Annotated in this window: 12 protein-coding genes; 3 read left to right on the top strand and 9 right to left on the bottom strand. The window is 47.0% G+C overall.

Annotation, left to right across the window (positions count from 1 at the left end):
- Positions 1-28: 28 nt before the first annotated feature.
- The 4 genes from Cabys_RS15095 to rfaD form a co-directional block, all read right to left on the bottom strand.
- The gene (locus Cabys_RS15095; RefSeq protein ID WP_006926988.1) at positions 29-5,200 is read right to left on the bottom strand and encodes a choice-of-anchor D domain-containing protein; all 5,172 of its coding nucleotides are present in this window, start codon (positions 5,198-5,200) and stop codon (positions 29-31) included.
- 16 nt (positions 5,201-5,216) lie between these two features.
- A complete protein-coding gene (locus Cabys_RS15100; RefSeq protein ID WP_006926989.1) occupies positions 5,217-5,747 on the bottom strand; it encodes a tetratricopeptide repeat protein in 531 nt (176 codons plus the stop codon).
- Positions 5,748-5,884: 137 nt separating this feature from the next.
- Positions 5,885-8,212: a serine/threonine-protein kinase gene (locus Cabys_RS15105; RefSeq protein WP_006926990.1), complete on the bottom strand. Its 2,328-nt coding sequence runs from the start codon at positions 8,210-8,212 to the stop codon at positions 5,885-5,887.
- A gap of 184 nt (positions 8,213-8,396) precedes the next feature.
- On the bottom strand, positions 8,397-9,359 hold the full coding sequence (gene rfaD / locus Cabys_RS15110) for an ADP-glyceromanno-heptose 6-epimerase (protein WP_006926991.1): 963 nt from the start codon (positions 9,357-9,359) through the stop codon (positions 8,397-8,399).
- Between the two features lie 464 nt (positions 9,360-9,823).
- Here rfaD and Cabys_RS15115 point away from each other — a divergent pair, with 464 nt between their 5' ends.
- Complete coding sequence (locus Cabys_RS15115; protein ID WP_071961295.1) at positions 9,824-11,203, top strand: IS1182 family transposase; 1,380 nt, start codon at positions 9,824-9,826, stop codon at positions 11,201-11,203.
- Positions 11,204-11,267: 64 nt separating this feature from the next.
- Here the strand turns inward: Cabys_RS15115 and Cabys_RS15120 are convergent, their stop codons facing one another.
- Together Cabys_RS15120 and speE are read right to left on the bottom strand one after the other, a co-directional pair.
- Complete coding sequence (locus Cabys_RS15120; protein ID WP_006926703.1) at positions 11,268-13,064, bottom strand: IS1634 family transposase; 1,797 nt, start codon at positions 13,062-13,064, stop codon at positions 11,268-11,270.
- A gap of 429 nt (positions 13,065-13,493) precedes the next feature.
- Positions 13,494-14,774: a polyamine aminopropyltransferase gene (gene speE, locus Cabys_RS15125; protein WP_006926994.1), complete on the bottom strand. Its 1,281-nt coding sequence runs from the start codon at positions 14,772-14,774 to the stop codon at positions 13,494-13,496.
- A gap of 337 nt (positions 14,775-15,111) precedes the next feature.
- Between speE and Cabys_RS15130 the strand changes: the two genes are divergently transcribed.
- Entirely contained in the window at positions 15,112-15,456 is a 345-nt protein-coding gene (locus Cabys_RS15130) for a PilZ domain-containing protein (protein ID WP_006926995.1), read from the top strand.
- A 30-nt stretch (positions 15,457-15,486) separates the two neighbouring features.
- Complete coding sequence (locus tag Cabys_RS15135; protein ID WP_006926996.1) at positions 15,487-16,035, top strand: GNAT family N-acetyltransferase; 549 nt, start codon at positions 15,487-15,489, stop codon at positions 16,033-16,035.
- A 638-nt stretch (positions 16,036-16,673) separates the two neighbouring features.
- Here the strand turns inward: Cabys_RS15135 and Cabys_RS15140 are convergent.
- Genes Cabys_RS15140 through Cabys_RS15150 form a run of 3 tightly spaced genes read right to left on the bottom strand, consistent with a single transcriptional unit; the run spans position 16,674 to position 20,008 of the window.
- Positions 16,674-17,666: a hypothetical protein gene (locus tag Cabys_RS15140; RefSeq protein ID WP_150125342.1), complete on the bottom strand. Its 993-nt coding sequence runs from the start codon at positions 17,664-17,666 to the stop codon at positions 16,674-16,676.
- Between the two features lie 24 nt (positions 17,667-17,690).
- Complete coding sequence (locus tag Cabys_RS15145) at positions 17,691-18,635, bottom strand: coiled-coil domain-containing protein (RefSeq protein ID WP_006926998.1); 945 nt, start codon at positions 18,633-18,635, stop codon at positions 17,691-17,693.
- Positions 18,632-20,008 carry a sigma-54-dependent transcriptional regulator gene (locus Cabys_RS15150; RefSeq protein WP_006927000.1) on the bottom strand — a complete coding sequence of 459 codons (1,377 nt, stop codon included), beginning with the start codon at positions 20,006-20,008 and terminating at the stop codon, positions 18,632-18,634. Before Cabys_RS15150 ends, Cabys_RS15145 begins: the two co-directional genes overlap by 4 nt.
- Between the last annotated feature and the right edge of the window lies 1 nt (position 20,009).

The raw sequence follows: 20,009 nt of genomic DNA on the forward strand, positions 1-20,009 counted from the left end.
TGTATCAATTTCTATTTAAATAAAAAAATCATTTTTGCAAAATTATTTTTTTAACCGCCGAATATTTTGCCCCTTTTAAGCGCAAAATGTACATCCCGCTGGCGACAACGCTGTTTCCATTATTCTTCCCATTCCATTTAAATTGATGATAACCGGCCTCGAACTTATAGTTTTTAACCAGGGTTTTAACGCGGCGACCGTTAATGTCAAAAATTTCGATCGTAAGACGATCGGCTTCGGGCAATTGTAATTTAAAAGTCGTGCTCTGATTAAACGGATTGGGAAAGTTCTGGCTCAACTGGAATTGTTCGGGAACGGGCAGAAATTCTTCGCTCTTTTTTTGCACAAAGTCAGCGCTTCCGACGATTAAACGAAGCCGAACTCCAGGAGAACTCAGCTTTGCCGGCAGCTCAGAATAACATAAACGGCCGGTCGGCGAAACAAGCTTCCACGTCCAGCCCTCGGGCAGTGAATCCGGTTTAATATTAACGTAAGCCGCAAGGCCCGTGTTCCAATTAACCTTAAAATCGAACTGGTAGCCCTCTTCGCCGGCGGGGCGGATATCCGCAGCCATTTTTTGGCTGTCATCATTTTCAAAATAGAGCGAAACAAAAGAGCCGATGGTCGGCGGCTCGGGGACGAGAGCCGTTTCCGAATGGCCGTCGGTTGTGGAACATGCGCCCACAAAATTGACCTCATCCTCATAAAACCCGCTGCGGGCCGTCAGTTGAACCTGCCAATCCAGATCCGTTAAAATCGCCGCTCTGGCCAGGGTATTTTGCGCAGGGCTGGGCGGGATGGCGACGGCGGTTTTGTCGCTGATTTTGACGGCGTACCCTTTGTACGGTTCAAGAACGTTGGCGATGATCCAGCCCGTTCCGGTGTAATAATACAGCACGGGCGCCCCAGGCCAGTTTTGCGTAACCTCCTGCCAGGCAACCGGAAAGGGAAAAGGATTGGCGATCATATTCCAGCCGCTGGCAACCGGTATTTCAAAGTTGACATTTGTAGGCACGCTTTGCAGGTCGCCGGCGTCCAGCTGCAAAGAGTCTCTGGCGATCAAATACAACGCTTTGCCCGGCGGTAATACCGTTTCTAACTGCTTCTGTTCTACAAATTTTAACTGCTGCGCATCCCAGTCAAACAAGCGGTACTTTTCCGCATCGTACGCTCCCAGATCGTCTGTAAAAAGATCGGCCAGCGAACGATCGGTAACAAAGGGTAAAGAGATCATCTGATATTTTTCTTTTCTGGTAAAGTACGGAAACTGGATTTCAGGAATCTGCACCGTAAAATAAAGGGGATTTTGCGCGCCATTTTCCGGAAAGATCGTCTTCCTTCCACCGTGTTCAATCTCAAAGTACGCTTCAAGGCCTGTGACGGTAATCCAGTCTGCCGGGATGTGCGCCGTCCAGCCCGTGTCGGGACTAAACTGCAGGGGCAGCGTCTGATACTCATCACCGGCTCCCGGCCGCAGATAAAGAAGCGCGCTCCGGATGGCGGTAGAGTCGTCTGTGATGGCAAAGCGCACGGTTGACTGCTCGCCAAGCACAAGACGCAGAGAATCCGGTTCAAAATTTACCTGCGCAGGCGTTGGATCGATTTTCCCCCTGCCCAGCAGCGGAATGGTAAACGGCGAGCGCTCGGGATCGTTGGAATAGATGATCAGGGCTGCCGAATAGCTGCCCGCCGCTGTTGGGTTAAACGTAATCTGAAGCGACGTCAACGAGTCGTCTGCGGCAATGGTCAGGTTGTTCAAAGCGGATTTAAGACCAAAGGCAGAAGCCTGGGCTCCGCTAATTTGCGAGCTATCAATCATCAACACGCCGTTTCCTAAGTTGAACAGGCTAAAGGAACGCACGCCGCTCTCCTGCACAAAAATCGCGCCAAAATCACAGGTATCGTTTAAACTGCTAATGAACAACGGCGCGGCCGAGGAGTAGAGCGCCACGCCCCGCAAATTTACGGAGAGCTGACGTTGCGCAAGGTCCTGCGAATAGATTTGCAGCTGCGCCAGGTGCAAACCAGTTTGTTGAGGACGATACGTAATTTTGAAGGTCAAAAGCGAGTCTTCCGGATTCAGCGCCAGCGGAAAATCAAAATCCGGCAGGCTGAATGCGTCCGAGTTCGGGCCGCTGAGGCGGATGCTGTCCACATAAAACACCACGCGGCTGTTGTTGCGCATCTCCAGGGTTTGCTGCGCATCGGAGTGTATGATCTGCTTGCCGAAATCCAACATGGGTTGCACAGTAAAATGCACGCTGTCCGCTTCGCCAATCAGACGCAGCACGTAAGGCTGGTGGTAGGGGTTGTTCCAGTAAATGGTTAAGTCGCTTTCGAAACGGCCGACATCTTGCGGCGTAAAACGGATGTTCAGGGGCAGCGGGTCCGCGCCGGCAGCAATGCGTTGGGGCGTCGGTTCAACCAGCGAAAAGACCGCCGGATTACTCAAAACGATGGAATCGATGACTACCGGGGCGTTGCCTGTGTTCTTTAAAAACAACGATTGGACGGGCTGACGATACAGAGAATATCGGCCGAAATCCAGCGTGTCTGTAAGCGCCTGTAACACGGGTTCAACGCCCAGCGCCCGGATGGTCAACACGCGCGGATTACGAAAAGGATCGTTGGAATAGATTTTAACGGAAGCCTCCTGCCAGCCTGCCTTTTGCGGAAAAAAAGAAACGGGAAAGCTGAGCGTATCGACCTGCGGCTGCAGAATCTTCGGAACGTTGAAGGCGGTAATGGTCAGATCGCTGTTTTGCGGCAAAGTTACCGACAGCGAATCGATGAACAACTGGTAATCGCCACGGTTAAAAATTTTAACGATTTGCGTCTTTTGATCGAACAACATGACGGAATCAAAGCGCACCGAATCCGGTTCAAACGTTAGCTCAGCCGCTTTTACAAAAGCGGCAAGGGGCAATTGGAACTCAGGATTCAGGGCGTCGTTGCTGACGATTTTAAGGGCGGCGTTTAAAGCGCCGCTACGTTGCGGCAGGCAACGCAGGTAAATGCTTAACGAATCGTTTTGCGGCGCAATGATTAAATCGCCGCCGACCTTCCACCACGAAAAAGAGCCTGCATCGTCTCCCACAATGGTCATCGATTTGATTTGCAGGTCGATGTTTCCTCCATTGCGGATGGTCAGCCTGGTTAACGAGTCGTCGGGCATGGTCAACTGGCCAAAATCTACCCGTTCGACCGGTAAACGCACAAGGGCGGCAATGCCCGCGCCCGTGACGGGAATCCGGACCAGGGGGCTAAACGGATCGTCGCTGGCAATGAGCAGGGTGTCGCTGTAAAAACGGGTGGAGTCCGGCGTAAAACGGACATCGACCGCCAGCGGGCTGCCCTGCGCCTCAATTTCTACTTCTGAAGTAAAATCCACCGTAAAGCGCGAATCCTGGTTTATAAAGGCCATCGAATGGATGGTCAACGCTGTATTTCCCTGGTTGCGGATTTCGATTTGCCGCAGCGAATCGCTAAAAATCAGCACGGAATCAAAGGCGATGGAATCGGTGTCGGTTTTTAAAACAGGCGCCAGCCCTTCTCCGGAAAGATAAATAGACCGCACGGAATCGTCCGGATCGTTGCTAAAAATGCGCAGGGTGTCCAAAATGGCGCCGATGGTGTCCGGATGAAAATAAACCATTAGCGAAATATAATCTCCGGAATAGGGAGGCAGTTCGTTTTGCGAAAGCGTTGCCGAAAACGAAGAGGTATTTGATTTTAGTGAATCGATAAAAAGCGTGTCGGTTCCGGTGTTAAAGATTTTAACCTGCTGCGAATCGACCTGCGAAACGGCCTGCCCGCCAAAATCCAGCGCGTCGGAAAGGATTAAAATATTGGGCATAACCACCATGCCCACCAGAGGCGTTTGTTTTTGTCCGAGATTGGTATCGATTTGTAAATTTGCGGTCAGGGGCAACGAACTGGTTTGCGTGGGATGAAAAATCACCGGCACCAGCAGGCTGTCGGCCATGGGCAGGTTGACGTTATTGAACGCGCCGTCAATCGAAAAATAGCTCTGATCTGCGCCGCTTAGAACAATTTGTTGGATGGTTAAAACATCGTCGCTGTAATTTTTAATGGTTAAAACAAGGGTTAAGGAATCGCCCAGACTCACGTTGCCGAAATCGAGCGTATCGGGCGTTGAAAACAGTGGCGGATACCATTTGCGCGCATACGGCCCGCCATAGGCGCCCATATCGTTACGCTGGCCGCCCAGCGACGGCGGGAAATAGCGGTCTTCAAAAACGGTAGAAGGATCGCCGGCATCGATGGCCGGAGACGATGCGCCAAGCGTAAAATCCTGGGTACTGGCAAATTGTGGATCCTGCATGATATTGCCTACGCCGGAGATAAGCTGCTCCACGGCAGAATAGCTCACCTCGCCGCTCCCCGAAACCGTGGCAATTTGCTGAACAGCGCTGTTAAAGTAGATAATCGAATTTTTAACGGTATGCGTACCGCCAATATTAACGATGCCTTCCTTACCGTTGTAGGCCACGACGCTGTTTACACATTCCAGTGCATCGCCTGTTGCGCTAAGCAAAATGCCTTCTTCTGCGTTAAAGGCGATCAGCGAATTGCGCGCGGTGATCTGCCCCTGGTTGGTCTCCAATCCGCGATCGCCGTTGGAAAAAATCCGACAGGCGATCAGTTCAACCCGTCCGTTATTGTCGGTTAAAATACCGGTCTGGCCGTTATTCAGAATATTGCACCGTTCAAGGGTAACCACGCTGTTTGCAACATTAAGACCAAGGGCTTCGTTGTGTTTAATGACCGTGTGTTTAACGATTAGATCGGTGCCTGATATTTGCAGCGCCGGATTGGCTGTTACATCGCTAACGCGGCAATAACTCAGGGTTGAATTTGCGCTGGCATTGTTAAAATAAAGGCCGGCCCATCCCGCGACATTACTTTCGGCCGCTTCAAATACAATCGAATCCTGCTCTGTTCCTGCGGCATTTAACACGCCGAGAATCTTCATGCGGTAGTTGCCTTCGAACAGAACGGTTACGCCGGCTTCAATGGTTAATTGCAAAACATCCAGATTGCCCGTCACATGGATGGGACTTTGCGCCACGCTCCAGGTTTCACCGTCGATCAGACCGGCAACCTGCTTTTGCCCGCGGGCGGTCTGCACAACGCTAATGGAAAGCAAAAAGACAAATAACAAATTGGTTACACGCATGCTGTATTAAACCCTTTTATTCTTTCGGCCAGTCGGGCGGAGCGGGTAAAATATTATCCTGCCCGCCGCCATTACCATTTTTCAATAAGATAATGCCAAACAGGCCAACAGTGGCCGCTCCGGAAATGAGCCAGAATTTTTTGTTTTGATAAAACGCTTTTTCGTTTTTTTTCAGCGCGCGGCGTTCTTCCTGAACCAGCAGTACAAAAGACGGGGGCTCCTGTTCAATGGTGGGGTTGTAATCCGGCTTTATTTCCAGAATGCGGCGGATAATTTTTCGCGCGCCCGGTTCATCATTTACAGCTCGTCGAATTTCAGCCAGGATGATCAGCGCCTCGAATTGTTGCTCGCTGTTCAGGGTTCCGCTTTTTAACAGTTTCATTACAATCTCTTGCGCCTGTTCAAAATGACCTTCATAGTAATCGCTTCTGGCTTTTTTTAGTTGTGCGGAAATGGAATTATCATTTTGTAAAGCGAAAAGCGTTTCAGAAAAGGCCAACCAAAAAAATGCAACGATGAGTATGGAAGTGATGGTTTTTTTACACATTGATTTCCCACGCTTTTTTTAACCGCTGCTAATTTAAGAAATTTATCCGTAACTTGTCAGATAATTTTACAGAATACGATAAATAATCTCCCCAATTTTTTAACATTTTTAAAATCAGGGACAAACGCAACGGCAACTTATTCTTTTTCCAGGGTAAATTTAAGCGTCTTTTTCTCTTCTGGCACGATCATTACCTCAGCCGGGCCGTCCACCAGTTTGTAGCCCTGTTTGCTGACCGAAATGCGGTGGAAGCCGGGGCTTAGACGAATGGCAGCCGGGGTGTACTTATCGGTAAGGCGTCCATCGACCACAATTTGTACAAAGAGCGGCTGTTTGTTGACATCAAAGGCCAACACACGCGTTTCTATTTTGCGGTTAAAATCATAGCTCAGCCGAATGGTCTTTTCGGGTTCGATGACCACGGTCTTTTCGATGGTTGAAAATGCGGGATTTTCAATGCGCAGCAGATGCCGCCCGGCCGTCAACCTGATTTTATGTTTGATGTTGGTTTCTTCTTTTAGCAGTTGATCATCGATGTAGATATTGCCCCAGGGCAAAACGTGTATTTCCAGAGTTCCGTAGAGGGGGGTAAACGCCACCTCAATCGTTCGTTTTTCGCCGGGCTGCAATTGCAGGTTCTTTTCAACGTTTTCGAAATTCGGTTTTATAAAAATAAGACGACGTTGTCCGGGCGCAATGCGAAGCGCGCCGGAATGCCGATCGATCTTTTGCGGTTTACGGTTGTCGATCTGCACCTCAAACGGCCACTGGCGGGATTGAATGGTAACCAGCGCCTCCTGTGGCTCGAGCCGTAGGTTCAGGTTCCAATTTTGTCTTTCGGGAACGGTAATCTGGCGTGTTAGCTCCTTAAAACCGGCTTTGCGGACGCGCAAATTTAAGGTTTGCCCGCTTTTTAAAACATAGCTGAGCGGAGTTTGCCCGATATGACGATTGTCCAGATACACATCGGCCTTTGAGGGGGTGGAGTTAAAGGTAACACGGGTTTCGCTGACTGGCTTGCTTTGCGGCACGGGAGCCAACGGTTTCGTCTGCGCTAATTTAGCGTCTTCTTTTACCGCAGCTTTGCGTAACAGGGCGATATCCAGCGCCAGATGTTGTCCGCCTTTTACCATTAGAGTGGAATCGTAGGACACAAAGCCCGCCTTTTCGATGCGTAAGGCGATGGACCCTTTCTGGATGGTCAAAGAATCGATGGGCGTTTGTCCGATGGGTTCGCCATTCATGTAAACCCGGGCGCCCGGCGGCCGGCTATGCAGGCTGAGCATGGTTACGGCCGATTGTGTGGACACGCTACCGGATGGAGGCGGCAACGAAATCAAATAGATAATAAACAGAATAATCAGGATCGGCAGCAGACTAATCAGCCACAACCGTTTGCTTTTTACCAGCTCGGTCATGCGCGTCAGTTGCGACATTTCGGAAAGGTCTTTGGCCTCTTCATCATCTTCTTCAGGGGAAACGGGCGGCGGCGTTTTTTCCACCGGAATCTCCGGCGCCAGAGAGACATCCGAAAAATCATCTTTGATGTCAAAGGCGTACCTGTCGAAATTAATTTCATCATCGATTTCGCTGCCGGCGGGACGTCCGTTCTCCAGTTTGTCTTTAAGCTTTTCTTTCAGTTCGGCCAATCGCTGCGCCATTTCCACCGCAGACTGAAAGCGGTCGTCCGGATTCTTTTCTATGGCCTTCATAATGAAAGCATCGAATTCCGGAGGAAGATAGGGGTTAAAGGTAGAAGGCCGGGGAAGCGGTTTGCGGACGATGGTCTCACGGATGTCGAAATCGGTTTGCGCCGGATCAAAGGGCACGGTGCCGGTGGCCATCTGGTAAATGGTAATGCCCAGAGAATAGATATCGGTTCGATGATCGGTTTCTTTGAGGCTTCGTACCTGTTCCGGCGACATGTAATACAGGGTGCCGCCCACAGCCGAAATATGCGTATGAATCAGCGAATTTTCCTGAATCTTGGCCAGGCCGAAATCGGTTACTTTTACCAGATTATCCTGGGTGAGCAAAATATTACTCGGTTTAATATCGCGATGCACAATACCGGCGGAATGGGCATGTTGCAAAGCCGACAGAATTTGCTCGCTGATTTCAATGACTTCTTTTAAAGGCAACGGCCGTTTACCTTTTAAGCGATCGCGCAGAGTGTCGCCCTCGATGTACTCCATGACGATGAACCACTGGCCATTGGCTTCCAGCAGATCGCTGATGCGCACAATGTGCGGATTTTCCAGCCGCGCCAGGGCGCGCGCTTCGGTTTTAAAACGGTTTAATAGCTTTTCGTTTAAGGAAAGGCCCGGCGCAATCATCTTAAGCGCAACGATTTTGTCGAGATGGGTATTCAAAGCCTTGAAAACAAGCCCCATCCCTCCCTGCCCCGCCGGCTCCAGGATGCGAAAGTGGCCAAAAACTTTTCCGATGAATTGTTGACTATTCATAAAACCATATCTGGGACGAAAGTGTATTTTTCGATTAAACTATCTTAATTTTCCAAACGATATATCCGACTTTTGTTCGTCTGTTTTAAAAAGAACTTTAGACAAATCTCTGGCGTTTTTTCTACGCCTGTGGTTTCTGGTTCGGCTTTGTTGTCTCTGTAATTAAATAGGTTCATGGTTTTGATTAGTAATGCGCATAATCTTTTAACAGATAATTTCGCACATAGTCCTCAATGCCGCGCTCCAGTGAGGCGAATTCTTTTTGATAGCCAGCCTTGCGCAGCTTTTCGATTCTGGCTTCGGTAAAGTATTGGTAGCGGTCGCGCAAATGTTCCGGCATATCAAAAAAGATAATTTCCGGCTTTTTGCCCATCGCGGCAAAGGTGGCGTTCACCAGGTCTAAAAACGAACGCGCCTTGCCGGAGCCCACGTTGAACAAACCGTTTTTGTCCGGATTTTGCAGAAAAAATAGAATCACTTCCAGCACATCTTTTACATAAACAAAATCGCGCAACTGTTCACCGTCTTTAAAATCTGGGCGGTGCGATTTAAAAAGCCGCACAGAACCCGTTTGCCGAATTTGATTAAAGGCCTTAAAAACCACGGAGGCCATATCGCCTTTAAAATACTCGTTGGGCCCGTAAACATTAAAGAACTTCAGGCCAACGATGTTTTTAAACCATCCCTCGCGCCGGGCTTTTAAGTCGAACAACTGTTTGGAATAGCCGTACATGTTCAGCGGACGCAGGCGATGGATGTTGTCTTCGTCGTCATCGTATCCTAACTCGCCCAGGCCATAGGTTGCGCCGGAGCTGGCATAGATGAAACGCGCTCCGTGGTTCATGGCAAACTGCGCCAGTTTTAAGGTGTAGCGATAGTTGTTTTCCATCAAGTAGTGTGCGTTGCGCTCGGTGGTGGCGCTACAGGCGCCCATGTGAATAATGGCTTCGATGTTGGCGGCGCCTTCCAGAAAATCGAACAATTGTTCTCGATCGAGGTAATCGACAAAATCGAGATGGCGAAGGTTTTTCCATTTGTCGTTTTCCCGCAAAACGTCTACCGCAATAATGTCGGTGATCCCTTCTTTATTCAAGCGGGACACCACGCAGCTTCCGATAAATCCTGCAGCTCCGGTGACAATAATCATTAGATGTCCTCAAAGTTAGTCGTCTTAAAACACAATGTGCAAAATTTAAAATAAAAATGCAACGGTCGGTGGGAAAAGATTGCGCGCTCCAGGCAGATAAAACGGTCTGTTGGCTTTTTAAAATACCCTGTTTTACAAGGGCACAGAATAAAAACAGACAATGGGGGCTTTCCCAAAAGTTGAAGTTTGCGCTGCTTTTTTGATTATTGATTAATGAGTTCACTTTAACAAAGGTATTTTTTTAATGGAATTAAAAGATTTCTCTCTTCGTTCGAAATGACAAATCACACTTATTAAATAGAACTCATAAATTTTAATTTACTCCAACTTTTAAGACACCCCCAATCTGTTTACGTACAGTGCCTGCCCCGCCATGGAGGCTGTTGCAAATTCAGTTTGAGTAAAATTCAAAAAATTTGTAAATTCTGGGCGACAGATAAAACAAGTAATAACAAAGGAATTCCATGAGTTTTATTACTTATAATCGCTCACAAATGAATCTCTTTGGCTATAGTGTGGAAGATTTTGCCAGAGACGATCCAAAGAGTCGATTTGTAGTGGAGTTGGTTTCGCGCCTTGATTTAAGTGCACTTTATTCCCGTTATAGTTCACAAGGCGGTGATTCTTATGCCCCAGACATGATGCTTGCCTTATGGTTTTATGCTTATAGTAACGGCATTACCAGCACCCGTAAGCTGGAGGAATTGTGTAAATATGATACGCGCTACATTTATATCACTGGGAATCAGCATCCGGATCATAGTACATTAAGTCGTTTTCGCAAGGCACATTTGGATTTATTAGACCAATATTTTGTAGAGATACTTTTAATTGCCCAGGCCGAAGGCATAAGTAGTTTCAACCAGATAGCCATAGATGGCACGAAAATCAAAGCGCACAGCAGTAAGCGTCATGGCTACACTGAGGATCAATTAGACAAACGTATAGAGAAGTTAAGAGCAGAGATCAAGCAATACATGCAGCGCTGTAATTTTGTAGAACAGGGGGCCACGGATGAATTAGATTTAGAAACTCTTCGAGCGGAGAAAGAACGGCTTGAGCGCTTAGAGAAAGAGATATTAGAACGTAAAGCCCAATTGAAAGAGCGTAAGAAACAGCTCAAATCAGAACACCGTTCAAGACATCAAATAAATGTAAAAGAGCCGGATGCCCGCATGATGCCTTCGGTGGATGGACCGGGCTATAACGCACAATTAGGCGTAGATATGTCCAGTCATTTAATAGTAGCTCATGAAGTCGTAAGCCAGCCCAACGACCAGGGTCAATTCATACCGATTCAAGAACAAGTAGAGAAGAATCTTGGTTCAGATGATAAGCGATCTTACACGGCCGATTCCGGTTATCACAATAGCACAGACCTAAAAGAATTGGAAGAAAAGCAGATTGATGCCGTAATAGCCGATCCCCAGTTATCCAATCGTTCGATAAAGGAGACACCAACCTCCAAGGAAGAATTGCAAAAAGAAGAAAGAAAACTAAAACGAAGTGATTTTGTGTATCATGAACAGGGAGATTACTATGAATGTCCGACGGGTAAGAAGCTTTTTCCAGTTGAGAGAAATAGCGAACGGATCGTATATCGTTCCAATGATTGTCAGGACTGTCCCTTAATTAATTTATGTATTTCCAGTAAAAAGAAAGTTAAGCAAATCCATCGTTCAGTTAATGAGAGTTATTGCGAACGTATGGCGAAAAAGTTACAAACTTCAGCGGCGCAGGAACGACTAAAGAAGCGTTCGGTGACAGTTGAACCTGTTTTTGGTAACTTGAAGCATAATTTAGGCTATCGTGGATTTTCCTTATCTGGTCTTAACCCATCTTGAACACTAAAACGATTTAAGTTATTTAAAAACAACATGTCGTTCTTTTTTATTACCACTACAATATTTAAATTCTTATCTTTTTCATACCTAATGGCTTGGGCTTGATCTTAAATGCCTGCGCCATTAAATAATGAATCGCCTCCGGTTCGGTCGTATCTCTTATAACTAATAAATCTCCTTTCTGAGTTTTCATCTCCACGCTTACTCGCTGCTGTACGGAAAGTAATTCACGAATGGTTGTCCAGCGATGATAAACGCCTGCATCATGTAATTGTTTTTGAAGACTTATCAATACATGAAAGGCTAAAATCGAAATGAAAATATGCCCTTCAATGCGTTTATCCTTCTGGTGAAAATTAGGCCTTAAGCCTAATTCACTCTTCAACGAGCGAAATCCATCCTCCACATCCGTTAAACTGATGTAGAGCTGCCAAATCTCACGATCCGTTAAATCCAGACGACTCGTCCGTAAATAATACGTGCCGGAAAATCGATCATCCATCTTTTGCTCATCTTTTATCTTCCAGCTGATCTCTGTCACGATACCATTGTGATGCTCAACCGTAATATCATAAAAATAGGCCACCTTTGCATGACGTTCCTTTATGCGGCCAATGCGTTCTAAAACCTTGGGATATTTCTTCGTGCCTCGTTTCTTGTGCAAACTCTCCGCCGCATATTTCAACTCCGCCTCAAAGCGCTGCTGATGAAATTGTCGAATGGCTTCCTCTTTCTTTTGCCTTGAGGCGCTGCGACAGTATAAATAAAGCTCTTTATCCTTACGGTAAAGATAGGCTTCCACTTTATGGCGTTGATCGTGATTAATCTCTTTAAAAGCATTTTCTTCGATCTCGATTTCCGGTTTACTGCGTGAGACAACCAGATAGTCGTGTCCACGCTTTGTGATCAGTTGCAAGTTCTCTTCTGTGGCAATCCCGGCATCTAAAATAATCAATTTCCTGACTTTGCCGCCTATCGTATCCAGAATTTTAGACAAAGTCTCTGGTTCGGAAACATTGCCAGAGAAAAGACGACTCTCCTTGGGGAATCCATCCTCATCCAATACCAGGCCTAAAGTAACCAGGGGCATATCGTGACGCTTATCTTTACTACGTCCGCGAGCCTTGAGTTCACTGGTACGGCTACTCTCAAAATACGTATTGGTTAAATCGTACAGGATGATCTTTTCCTGCAAGGAAAATAACAGACGCTCTTGCTCTACTAAACCATTCTCGATTTTGTCCTTATGTTCTAATAATTGATCCGTAATTCGATAAAGTTTATTGTGAGAAAGTCTTGAAAGGTCTAACTCTAAAAGCTCATCGATGGCGCTTTGCTTTTTGACCCAGCGTAAGGTCGCCCATTCGCTTGAGGGGTGCACCAGGCGCCCAACGATCAACAGTTCGGCCAGTTTAATATCCTTCTCCTTAAAGCCCAGCTTTTTTAAAAGTTCATTGAACTTAAGCTTTCTTAACATCATCAAACTGATGTATTCGCCTCCTATACTGCGAGCATCTCTGAATTTGACAGAGCCCGTAAAAATGGTCTCGGTTTCCTGTGGGCTTTCTTTTTTTTCTACCTTTTCTTGTTTTAGTTTGTTTTGAATTAAAAGCGAGGCATAGCGCTGGGCTAATTGTTCAATTTGCTCATCCACTTCGATCAGTGAAGTTTGTCCGCTTATGATCTCTTCGATGCGATTGGCAAGTGTTTTCCATTGGTCTTTAGGAATGGTAAGCTTGCCCAGGTTGAGCAATTTTCTTTGTCTTGGGCCTTTTTCAGTACGATAGGATTCGACCAATTGATGGTAAACGAAGGTTTTATCGTACCCTTTATTCTTTTTTGTGACTTCTTTAATAAACATGTTCAAATATAATCATATCAGTCAATTAAGTCAAGGGGGAAACCAATATAGTATGGGGCACTACAACGACATCTCGAAAACTCGATCCAAAAAAACCAATAACTTACAAAAACCGAAGGTGGAAATTTGGTGATTTGGGCTTAAATTTTGTTCAAGATGGGTTAATAATGTTCGTAGTGAATTTACGTTAATGTGTATTGGGCATAATATTAATGTTCTATTTAAAAATATGTTAGGGAAACGTTTAGCAGCGTTTATAACAGCATCACAAGAAAAAGATGATCTATTAATTTTATTTTCAAAGAATATTTTGGCGTTTTTAATTCTATATTTTGCCCAACGCTTAAGAATGAGAAAAAATTATCAATATCGGAGAATATAAGCATTAATTCCTCCCCCCCATGCAACAGCCTCCATGGGAAGGATAATCTAACGGCCGATCATTTCCTTGACGTAGGGCGGCAAAACGAACGACGCTTTGTGGATCTCGGGGCTGTAGTATTTTAATTGGTGGGCCCGACAAAATTCGCTGGCTTTTACTTCATCAAATTCAGCCGGATTAAAACTTCCCTTCACGCCGATTTGTCCGCTCCACACGCCGGTGGGATAGGTGGGCACATGGAACAACATGATATGAGCATTTTTCGGGCCAAAAATATTTTTCAGCGTCTGGTGAATATCCAGAAACACCTGCTCGTTAAAGCGCGGCGCTTCGCCCTGTACAATCATGGCGCCGTTATCATTTAAGATACGGTGGCAGTTACGGTAAAAGGTTTCAGAAAACAACCCCTCGGCCGGTCCGATGGGGTCCGTGGAATCGACAACAATTAAGTCGTAAGTTCCTGCCGGAGCATCGGCGACAAATTTAATGCCATCTTCGATGCGTAAATCAAGCCGCGGATCATCAAAAGCCACGGCGATTTGCGGTAAGTGCAAGCGGGCGGCTTCCACCACTTTCCCGTCGATTTCTACCATGGTTACTTTTTCCACGCCGTCATGGCGCAGCACCTCGCGCACAACGCCGCCGTCGCCGCCGCCAATGACCAGCACGTTTTTCACATTGCCGTGGGCCATCATTAACGGGTGGCTCATCATTTCGTGGTAATGGAATTCGTCTTTTTCGGTACACATGATCATATTATCAAGCGTTAAGGTTTTGCCAAAGGCATAGGTATTTAATACTTTAACATGCTGATAGGGCGTACGCTCATCGTAAAGCACTTCGCCGGTATGGCGCAATGACAGGGCGATGTTCTCATCTTTGTCGGTCAGCCAGACATTACGTTCGATGCGTCCTTCTTTCATGTATTTTTTAAATTGTTCGCGTAGTTCCGCGGGCTCGAAATCAATACGCGTTAAAAGATTTAAAGACCCGCGGCGTGTTTCCAGGGCGGAATAATTTTGGGCCTTAAATACATCTTTTAAGTAATCAAAAGCCTTCCAGGGGTCCACCTCATCGCCGCAGGTGAACAGATCAACCGCCGCGTAGCGATACTCGGGCCAGGTGTGCACAGCCAGATGACTTTCCTGGATGACCACCACTCCCGAAACACCGTAAGGCGAAAAATAGTGAAAGGTGGAATTGATAATGGTAGCATTGGCGCGATCCGCAGCGGCGAGCATGCCCTGTTCAATGGTAGTCACTTCATTTAAAACATTTGGATCGCATCCCACAAACTCAACCAGTATGTGTTGACCTAAAGCATTCATTTTTATCTCCGTTCTTTCGTTTGTTTTTAAATTTTCAAAACAGTGAAATATACAGTAAAAATAATAGTTTTTGCAATTTCAATCTTTAGCCATTTTTGATCTCACTTAATAAATAGATAATGCGGCGCTTATTTTGCCATTTTTCATTCCCTTTCAAACTATTTGCCAGAGACAAATTCAATACATTTCCTGCCCGTCGCCACATTCTACCTTATTGCAGTCTACAAATAAATGATTTTGATTAGATTTTTAAAATGAGGTTACAATTAAATTTTGTATTCAATATCATTTTTTTTCTAAATTATAAAAATTTCATTTTAATAATGGGGGAGCCCGCATGAAAGAACAGAGAAAATTACAGCGACGCCACCTTATTTACTATCTCCGGGTATTTAACAACGACACCAACGAAGTAATCGGACATTTAATCAACATTACGCCGGAAGGCATCATGATTATGAGCGAAAAGCCGCTGGAAACGAACAAGCTGTACCATTTGCGCATGGATTTGCCGGCTGATGTTTTTCACAAACCGATCATTGAATTTGAGGCGGAAAGCCGCTGGTGCAGGAAAGATGTCAATCCCGAATTTTACGACACCGGGTTTTCGATTAAAAATCTGGCTTATGAAGACGGGCGTTTGATCGAAAAATTAATCGACGATTATGGATTCCGTTATTAACCGCAGTCATATTTAAGGGAAACCTCCTACATGATCAATCCTTTTTTAATCGGCGAAAAGATATACTTACGCGCTCCGCAAAGAGGCGATGAGGCAATTTACGCGCTCTCTGAGAATCATCCGGAGGCCAGGAGTCACCTCTACTACGCCCTGCCCACTAACGCTGAGGAACAGTGGGTACAAATTCAAAAAAAGATGAACGATCCGCACACCGTTCTTTTTACCATTGCCACTATCGAACCAGATCAGCCCATTGGCAACACGGCTCTGGTGCGCATTGACTGGGTGGGCAGGATGGCCATCTTTTACATAGCCATCGCCGAGGCGCGAAACTGGTCTAAAGGCTACGGCAGCGAGGCCACCAGATTAATGGTTCAATACGCCTTCGAAACGTTAAACCTGAATCGTGTTCAATTACACGTAAGCGTCGAAAATCCAAGGGCGATAAAGACGTACGAAAAGATCGGATTTCGCATTGAAGGCACATTGCGCCAGGCCATGTTCTTCGATAATCGCTATCACGATTTTTACGTAATGGGTATTTTGCGGGAAGAATACCAGGCGTTAAAAAGAAAATAAGATTCTGGGAGATTAAAATCCCCGGCATCATAAACGCACTCAGATACTCTTTTTTAAACAGCCGCAAAGGGCAGAAAGAAGACAAAAGGATTGGTTGAATGGTTGATTGGTTGAATGGCAACTGTACACGTTCAGCGTTCCCCTCATCCGGACTTTTATTGCGGGTGAGGGGAATTGAAACTATTTTTAATTTGAAACATTCTTTGCGCTCGTTGTGACTTCACTATGCTCTCTGTGGTTGCTTAAATCCCTGAGGAAATGTTTCTGGTTGCGATTTTGCTGCCGTTAGAATAAAAGTGCGAGAGGGGACGGAGGGTTGGCACGAGCAATTTCTTCTAATGGTGAAAGGAATTTCTTGAATTGGCCACATACGCTCCAGGTGATAAGGGAATATTCCATCAAGAAAGGATATTGTCCAATTGCTCATTGGCGTAAACCGTTGAAACGGTTTCCCCGGCAAACCTTCCCAAACGGATAACCCACCGTTGAAACGGCGGGCTATTTTCATTTGATCCCTACGGGATTTTTAAATTAAGCAATTAGTTAATCGACTAATCAATTCTTACACTTATTCCCTCTGCAAAAACAGGCAGCGATCAAAATGACAAATGGTCCTGTTTAACGCGAATGTCTTCATCTTAGCGCACTTTCATTTTCAGCCCAACAACGAGTTGTCCGTACTGCCAGCGATCAGCAGGGCGAATCAAACGTTCTTGCTCGTAGCCCAGTCGGAGGTAAATCTCTATGCGGTGATTGACATCGTGGCCGAGTTTCAGGTGGAAACGGTTGGCCGAGTTGACCGGGGAGTACAACAGCCGGGATGTAAGATTTTCACTTGCAGAAGGCAGGCGATTGTAACCGACAAATAAAAAGAATGTCCAGCGTTCGCCGAGCCAGACGCCAAACAAAAAATTAACCTGTTGATCCGTAAGCGGTTTGATCAATCCCTGATGAAAGTGTAAGAGAATTTTGTAGTTGAGAGAGAAAAGAAAATCGCGTTTGCGATCGATGGAAAAAGATAGGCCCACGCGCTGCCCGCTTGTTGTGCGGAGCGTATCACCGGCCACAGGGTGCAGCACGTAGCGTTCATGGTAGAGCAAAGCCATCAGGGAAAAGGATTGGAAGATTAGGCCAGGGCCGATCTGCGCCACAGCGGCGTTCAGCTTCTGGCGGTCAAAGTCTTTAGTGTCGCGGTACCACAGCATTCCCATGGCGTTCCAGGAAAAAGATGGCGACGTCCGGTAAACGAGATTCAGGGAAAAATCGCTGCTTTGCCAGGCGTAAGCTGCAGATGAAAATTGAAAATGCTGGTAACGCGTTCGGAAACGGATGTCAGCCGCCAATTTTTGAATCTGGCCGCTAAGCACGAATTGGCCTTTGAAGCGTTGCGAAAATAGGGAAGCATTTAGGTCAAAAATTTCCTGCTGGTAAGAAGCGCGCCATTTAAAACGAACGTGGTCTTCGGAAACGGTCTGCCCCAGCTCGAGTCGCGGTCGGATGAGCAAGTAGCTTTTTTCGTTTTTAAAACGCGAGAGCCCATTTTCGAACTGGAGATGCGTAAAAAACTGGGCGTAACCGTCTGCAGACAAGCTTAGTTCAAACAGTAAAAGAAGAGCGAGAGAGTGAAACATTCGAGGTAAGACAGCCATTGCATTTCACTGTTTTAATTTGTCTTGGATGATTTGTCGGTACATTTTTAGCATGGCCCGGGTTCGTTCGATGGCTTTGAGCGCCGAATCGATAGGCACAGGCGATTGGCCCTGCAGCGACTGGTTGATCAGGCGATCAATTTGTGGCAGATCGACTACCACGCCCGACGCGGAGGCAGAGGACGGAGTTGACATGAAAGATGCGGCGCCATCACGATCGTCGGAAGCCTGCGGCGCCATGTTCGTCTTTGGATTCTGCTGAAAAGGGGCGGCGGCCGTCATTTGCGCGTCGTCGATCTCTTCGACAAAAGAGAGCGCTTTTTGCTGTAAGCGTTGCATCTGGCGCAATTCTTTGCCCTTTATTTCCAGATACTGCGTCTGCCGATCGATTTCATTCAACGCGTTTTGCAAATAATCGATTAAAATCGCTTTTTTAAGACTGTCCTGCACCTGATTCAAATTCAGCTTGCGGATGTTTTCCAGATTCAGCGATAACGTTTTAAGTTCTGGCGAAACCTGCAAACGTTTACGCCTCAGGCGTTCGATTTGTGTGGACAGGATATCTTTTTGCGCCGGCTTTTTTGCGGATTGGAGCGCCTGGCGCAAGGAGTCGATTTGCCTGCTGTAAACACGAAACAGACGGGCGTTGACGGAGGCAAGCCGTGCGTGCAGCGAATCGAGTCTTTCCTGAAGAAAAACGATTTGTTGTGAGTAGGTCAGGGCCTCTTTTTGCCGGGGATTAATGGCCTGGAGATTGGCCTGCGCTTTTTGTAAGGAATCGATCTGGATTTGCAGGGGGCGCAAACGTTGGTTAAGGGCCTGTTTTTTCAGCGAAAGTTGCCAGCTTTGCTCGAGTAGATGCTGGCGTTCGGCTTCCAGATGGGACAGCGGGGTTGTTTGCGCCAGCAGGTTGAACGCGTAAAATAGCGATGCGATTAAAATGAATCTCATGTGTTCAGTCCGAATTTTTCCAACTTGTAATACAGGGCGCTGGTGCCAATGCCCAGCAATTTGGCCGCGCGCTGCTTGACGCCATTAGCTTTTTTTAAAGCCTGAATGATCAGGTTTTTTTCGAAGTTGTACAGAGCTTCGTCCAGGGGCAGATGTTGCCAGTCCTGCGCGTTTATCTGTACGTTAGAAAGTTGAGCGGCAGCCAGGTGCGCGGGAATGGTTGTTTGCGGGCAGATGATGTGCAGGCGTTCCATCACGTTTTGCAATTCGCGGATGTTGCCCGGCCAGTGGTAAGCGCTCAATATTTCGAGTGCGGCCGGGTCGAGCTGTTTAACGCAGCCGCGGCGCTGGTTGAGCTGTTGCAGAAAATATTCCACCAGCAGAGGAATGTCTTCTTTGCGTTGACGCAGGGGCGGCACTTTGATGGGAATGACATTTAATCGGTAATATAGGTCTTCCCGGAAATGGCCGCTGGCGATTCGTTGTTCCAGATGGCGATTGGTGGCGGCGATAACGCGCACATCGACCTGCAAGGTTCTTTCGCCGCCGACGCGTTCAAATTCTTTTTCCTGCAAAACGCGGAGTAATTTAATTTGCAGAGCGGGAGAGACATCTCCAATTTCATCCAGAAAGAGGGTGCCGCCATCTGCCAGTTCAAAGCGGCCCTTTCGCTGGCGAATGGCTCCGGTAAAGGCGCCTTTTTCGTGCCCGAATAGCTCGCTTTCCAGCAGGTTGTCGTTCAGAGCGCCGCAGTTTACTCTGACAAACGGACGGTCGGCGCGTTTGCTTTGCTGATGGATGGCCCGGGCGATCAGTTCTTTGCCCGTACCGCTTTCGCCCTGGATGAGCACGGGACTGTTTTCGTTGGCCACGGTTTCGATCAAACGGAAGATCTCGCGCATGGCTGGCGACTGGCCGACCATCTGCCCAAACTGACCGCTTAGTTCCTGATTAAGGTAAGTGTTTTCAGCTCGTAGTTGTTCGATTTGTTGGCGTTGAAGAATCTTTTGCGCGATATTGCGCACGCGCAGTAAAAATTCATCGCCGGAAAAGGGTTTGGTTAAAAAATCGGCCGCGCCAATTTTCATGGCCTGTACGGCTTCTTCGATGGTGCCATAGGCGGAAATGAGCAGGGCTTCGATGTGCGGTTGTAGTTTCTTGCTTTCCTGCAATACCTGCAGGCCGTCCAGCGGCTTCATGCGCAAATCGGTTACCAGCAGATCGACTTCATGGTTTTTCAGGAACTCCAGCGCCGAAGGGCCGTCTGCAAAATCGAAGGCCAGATAGCCGGCGCGTTTTAAATTTTCGCTCAAGCCAAGGCGCATGGTATCGTTGTCTTCCACCACCACGACAGTTAATTTATTCTGTTTCATT

It is taken from the genome of Caldithrix abyssi DSM 13497, assembly GCF_001886815.1.
In the GTDB taxonomy this organism is placed as follows: Bacteria; Calditrichota; Calditrichia; order Calditrichales; family Calditrichaceae; genus Caldithrix; species Caldithrix abyssi.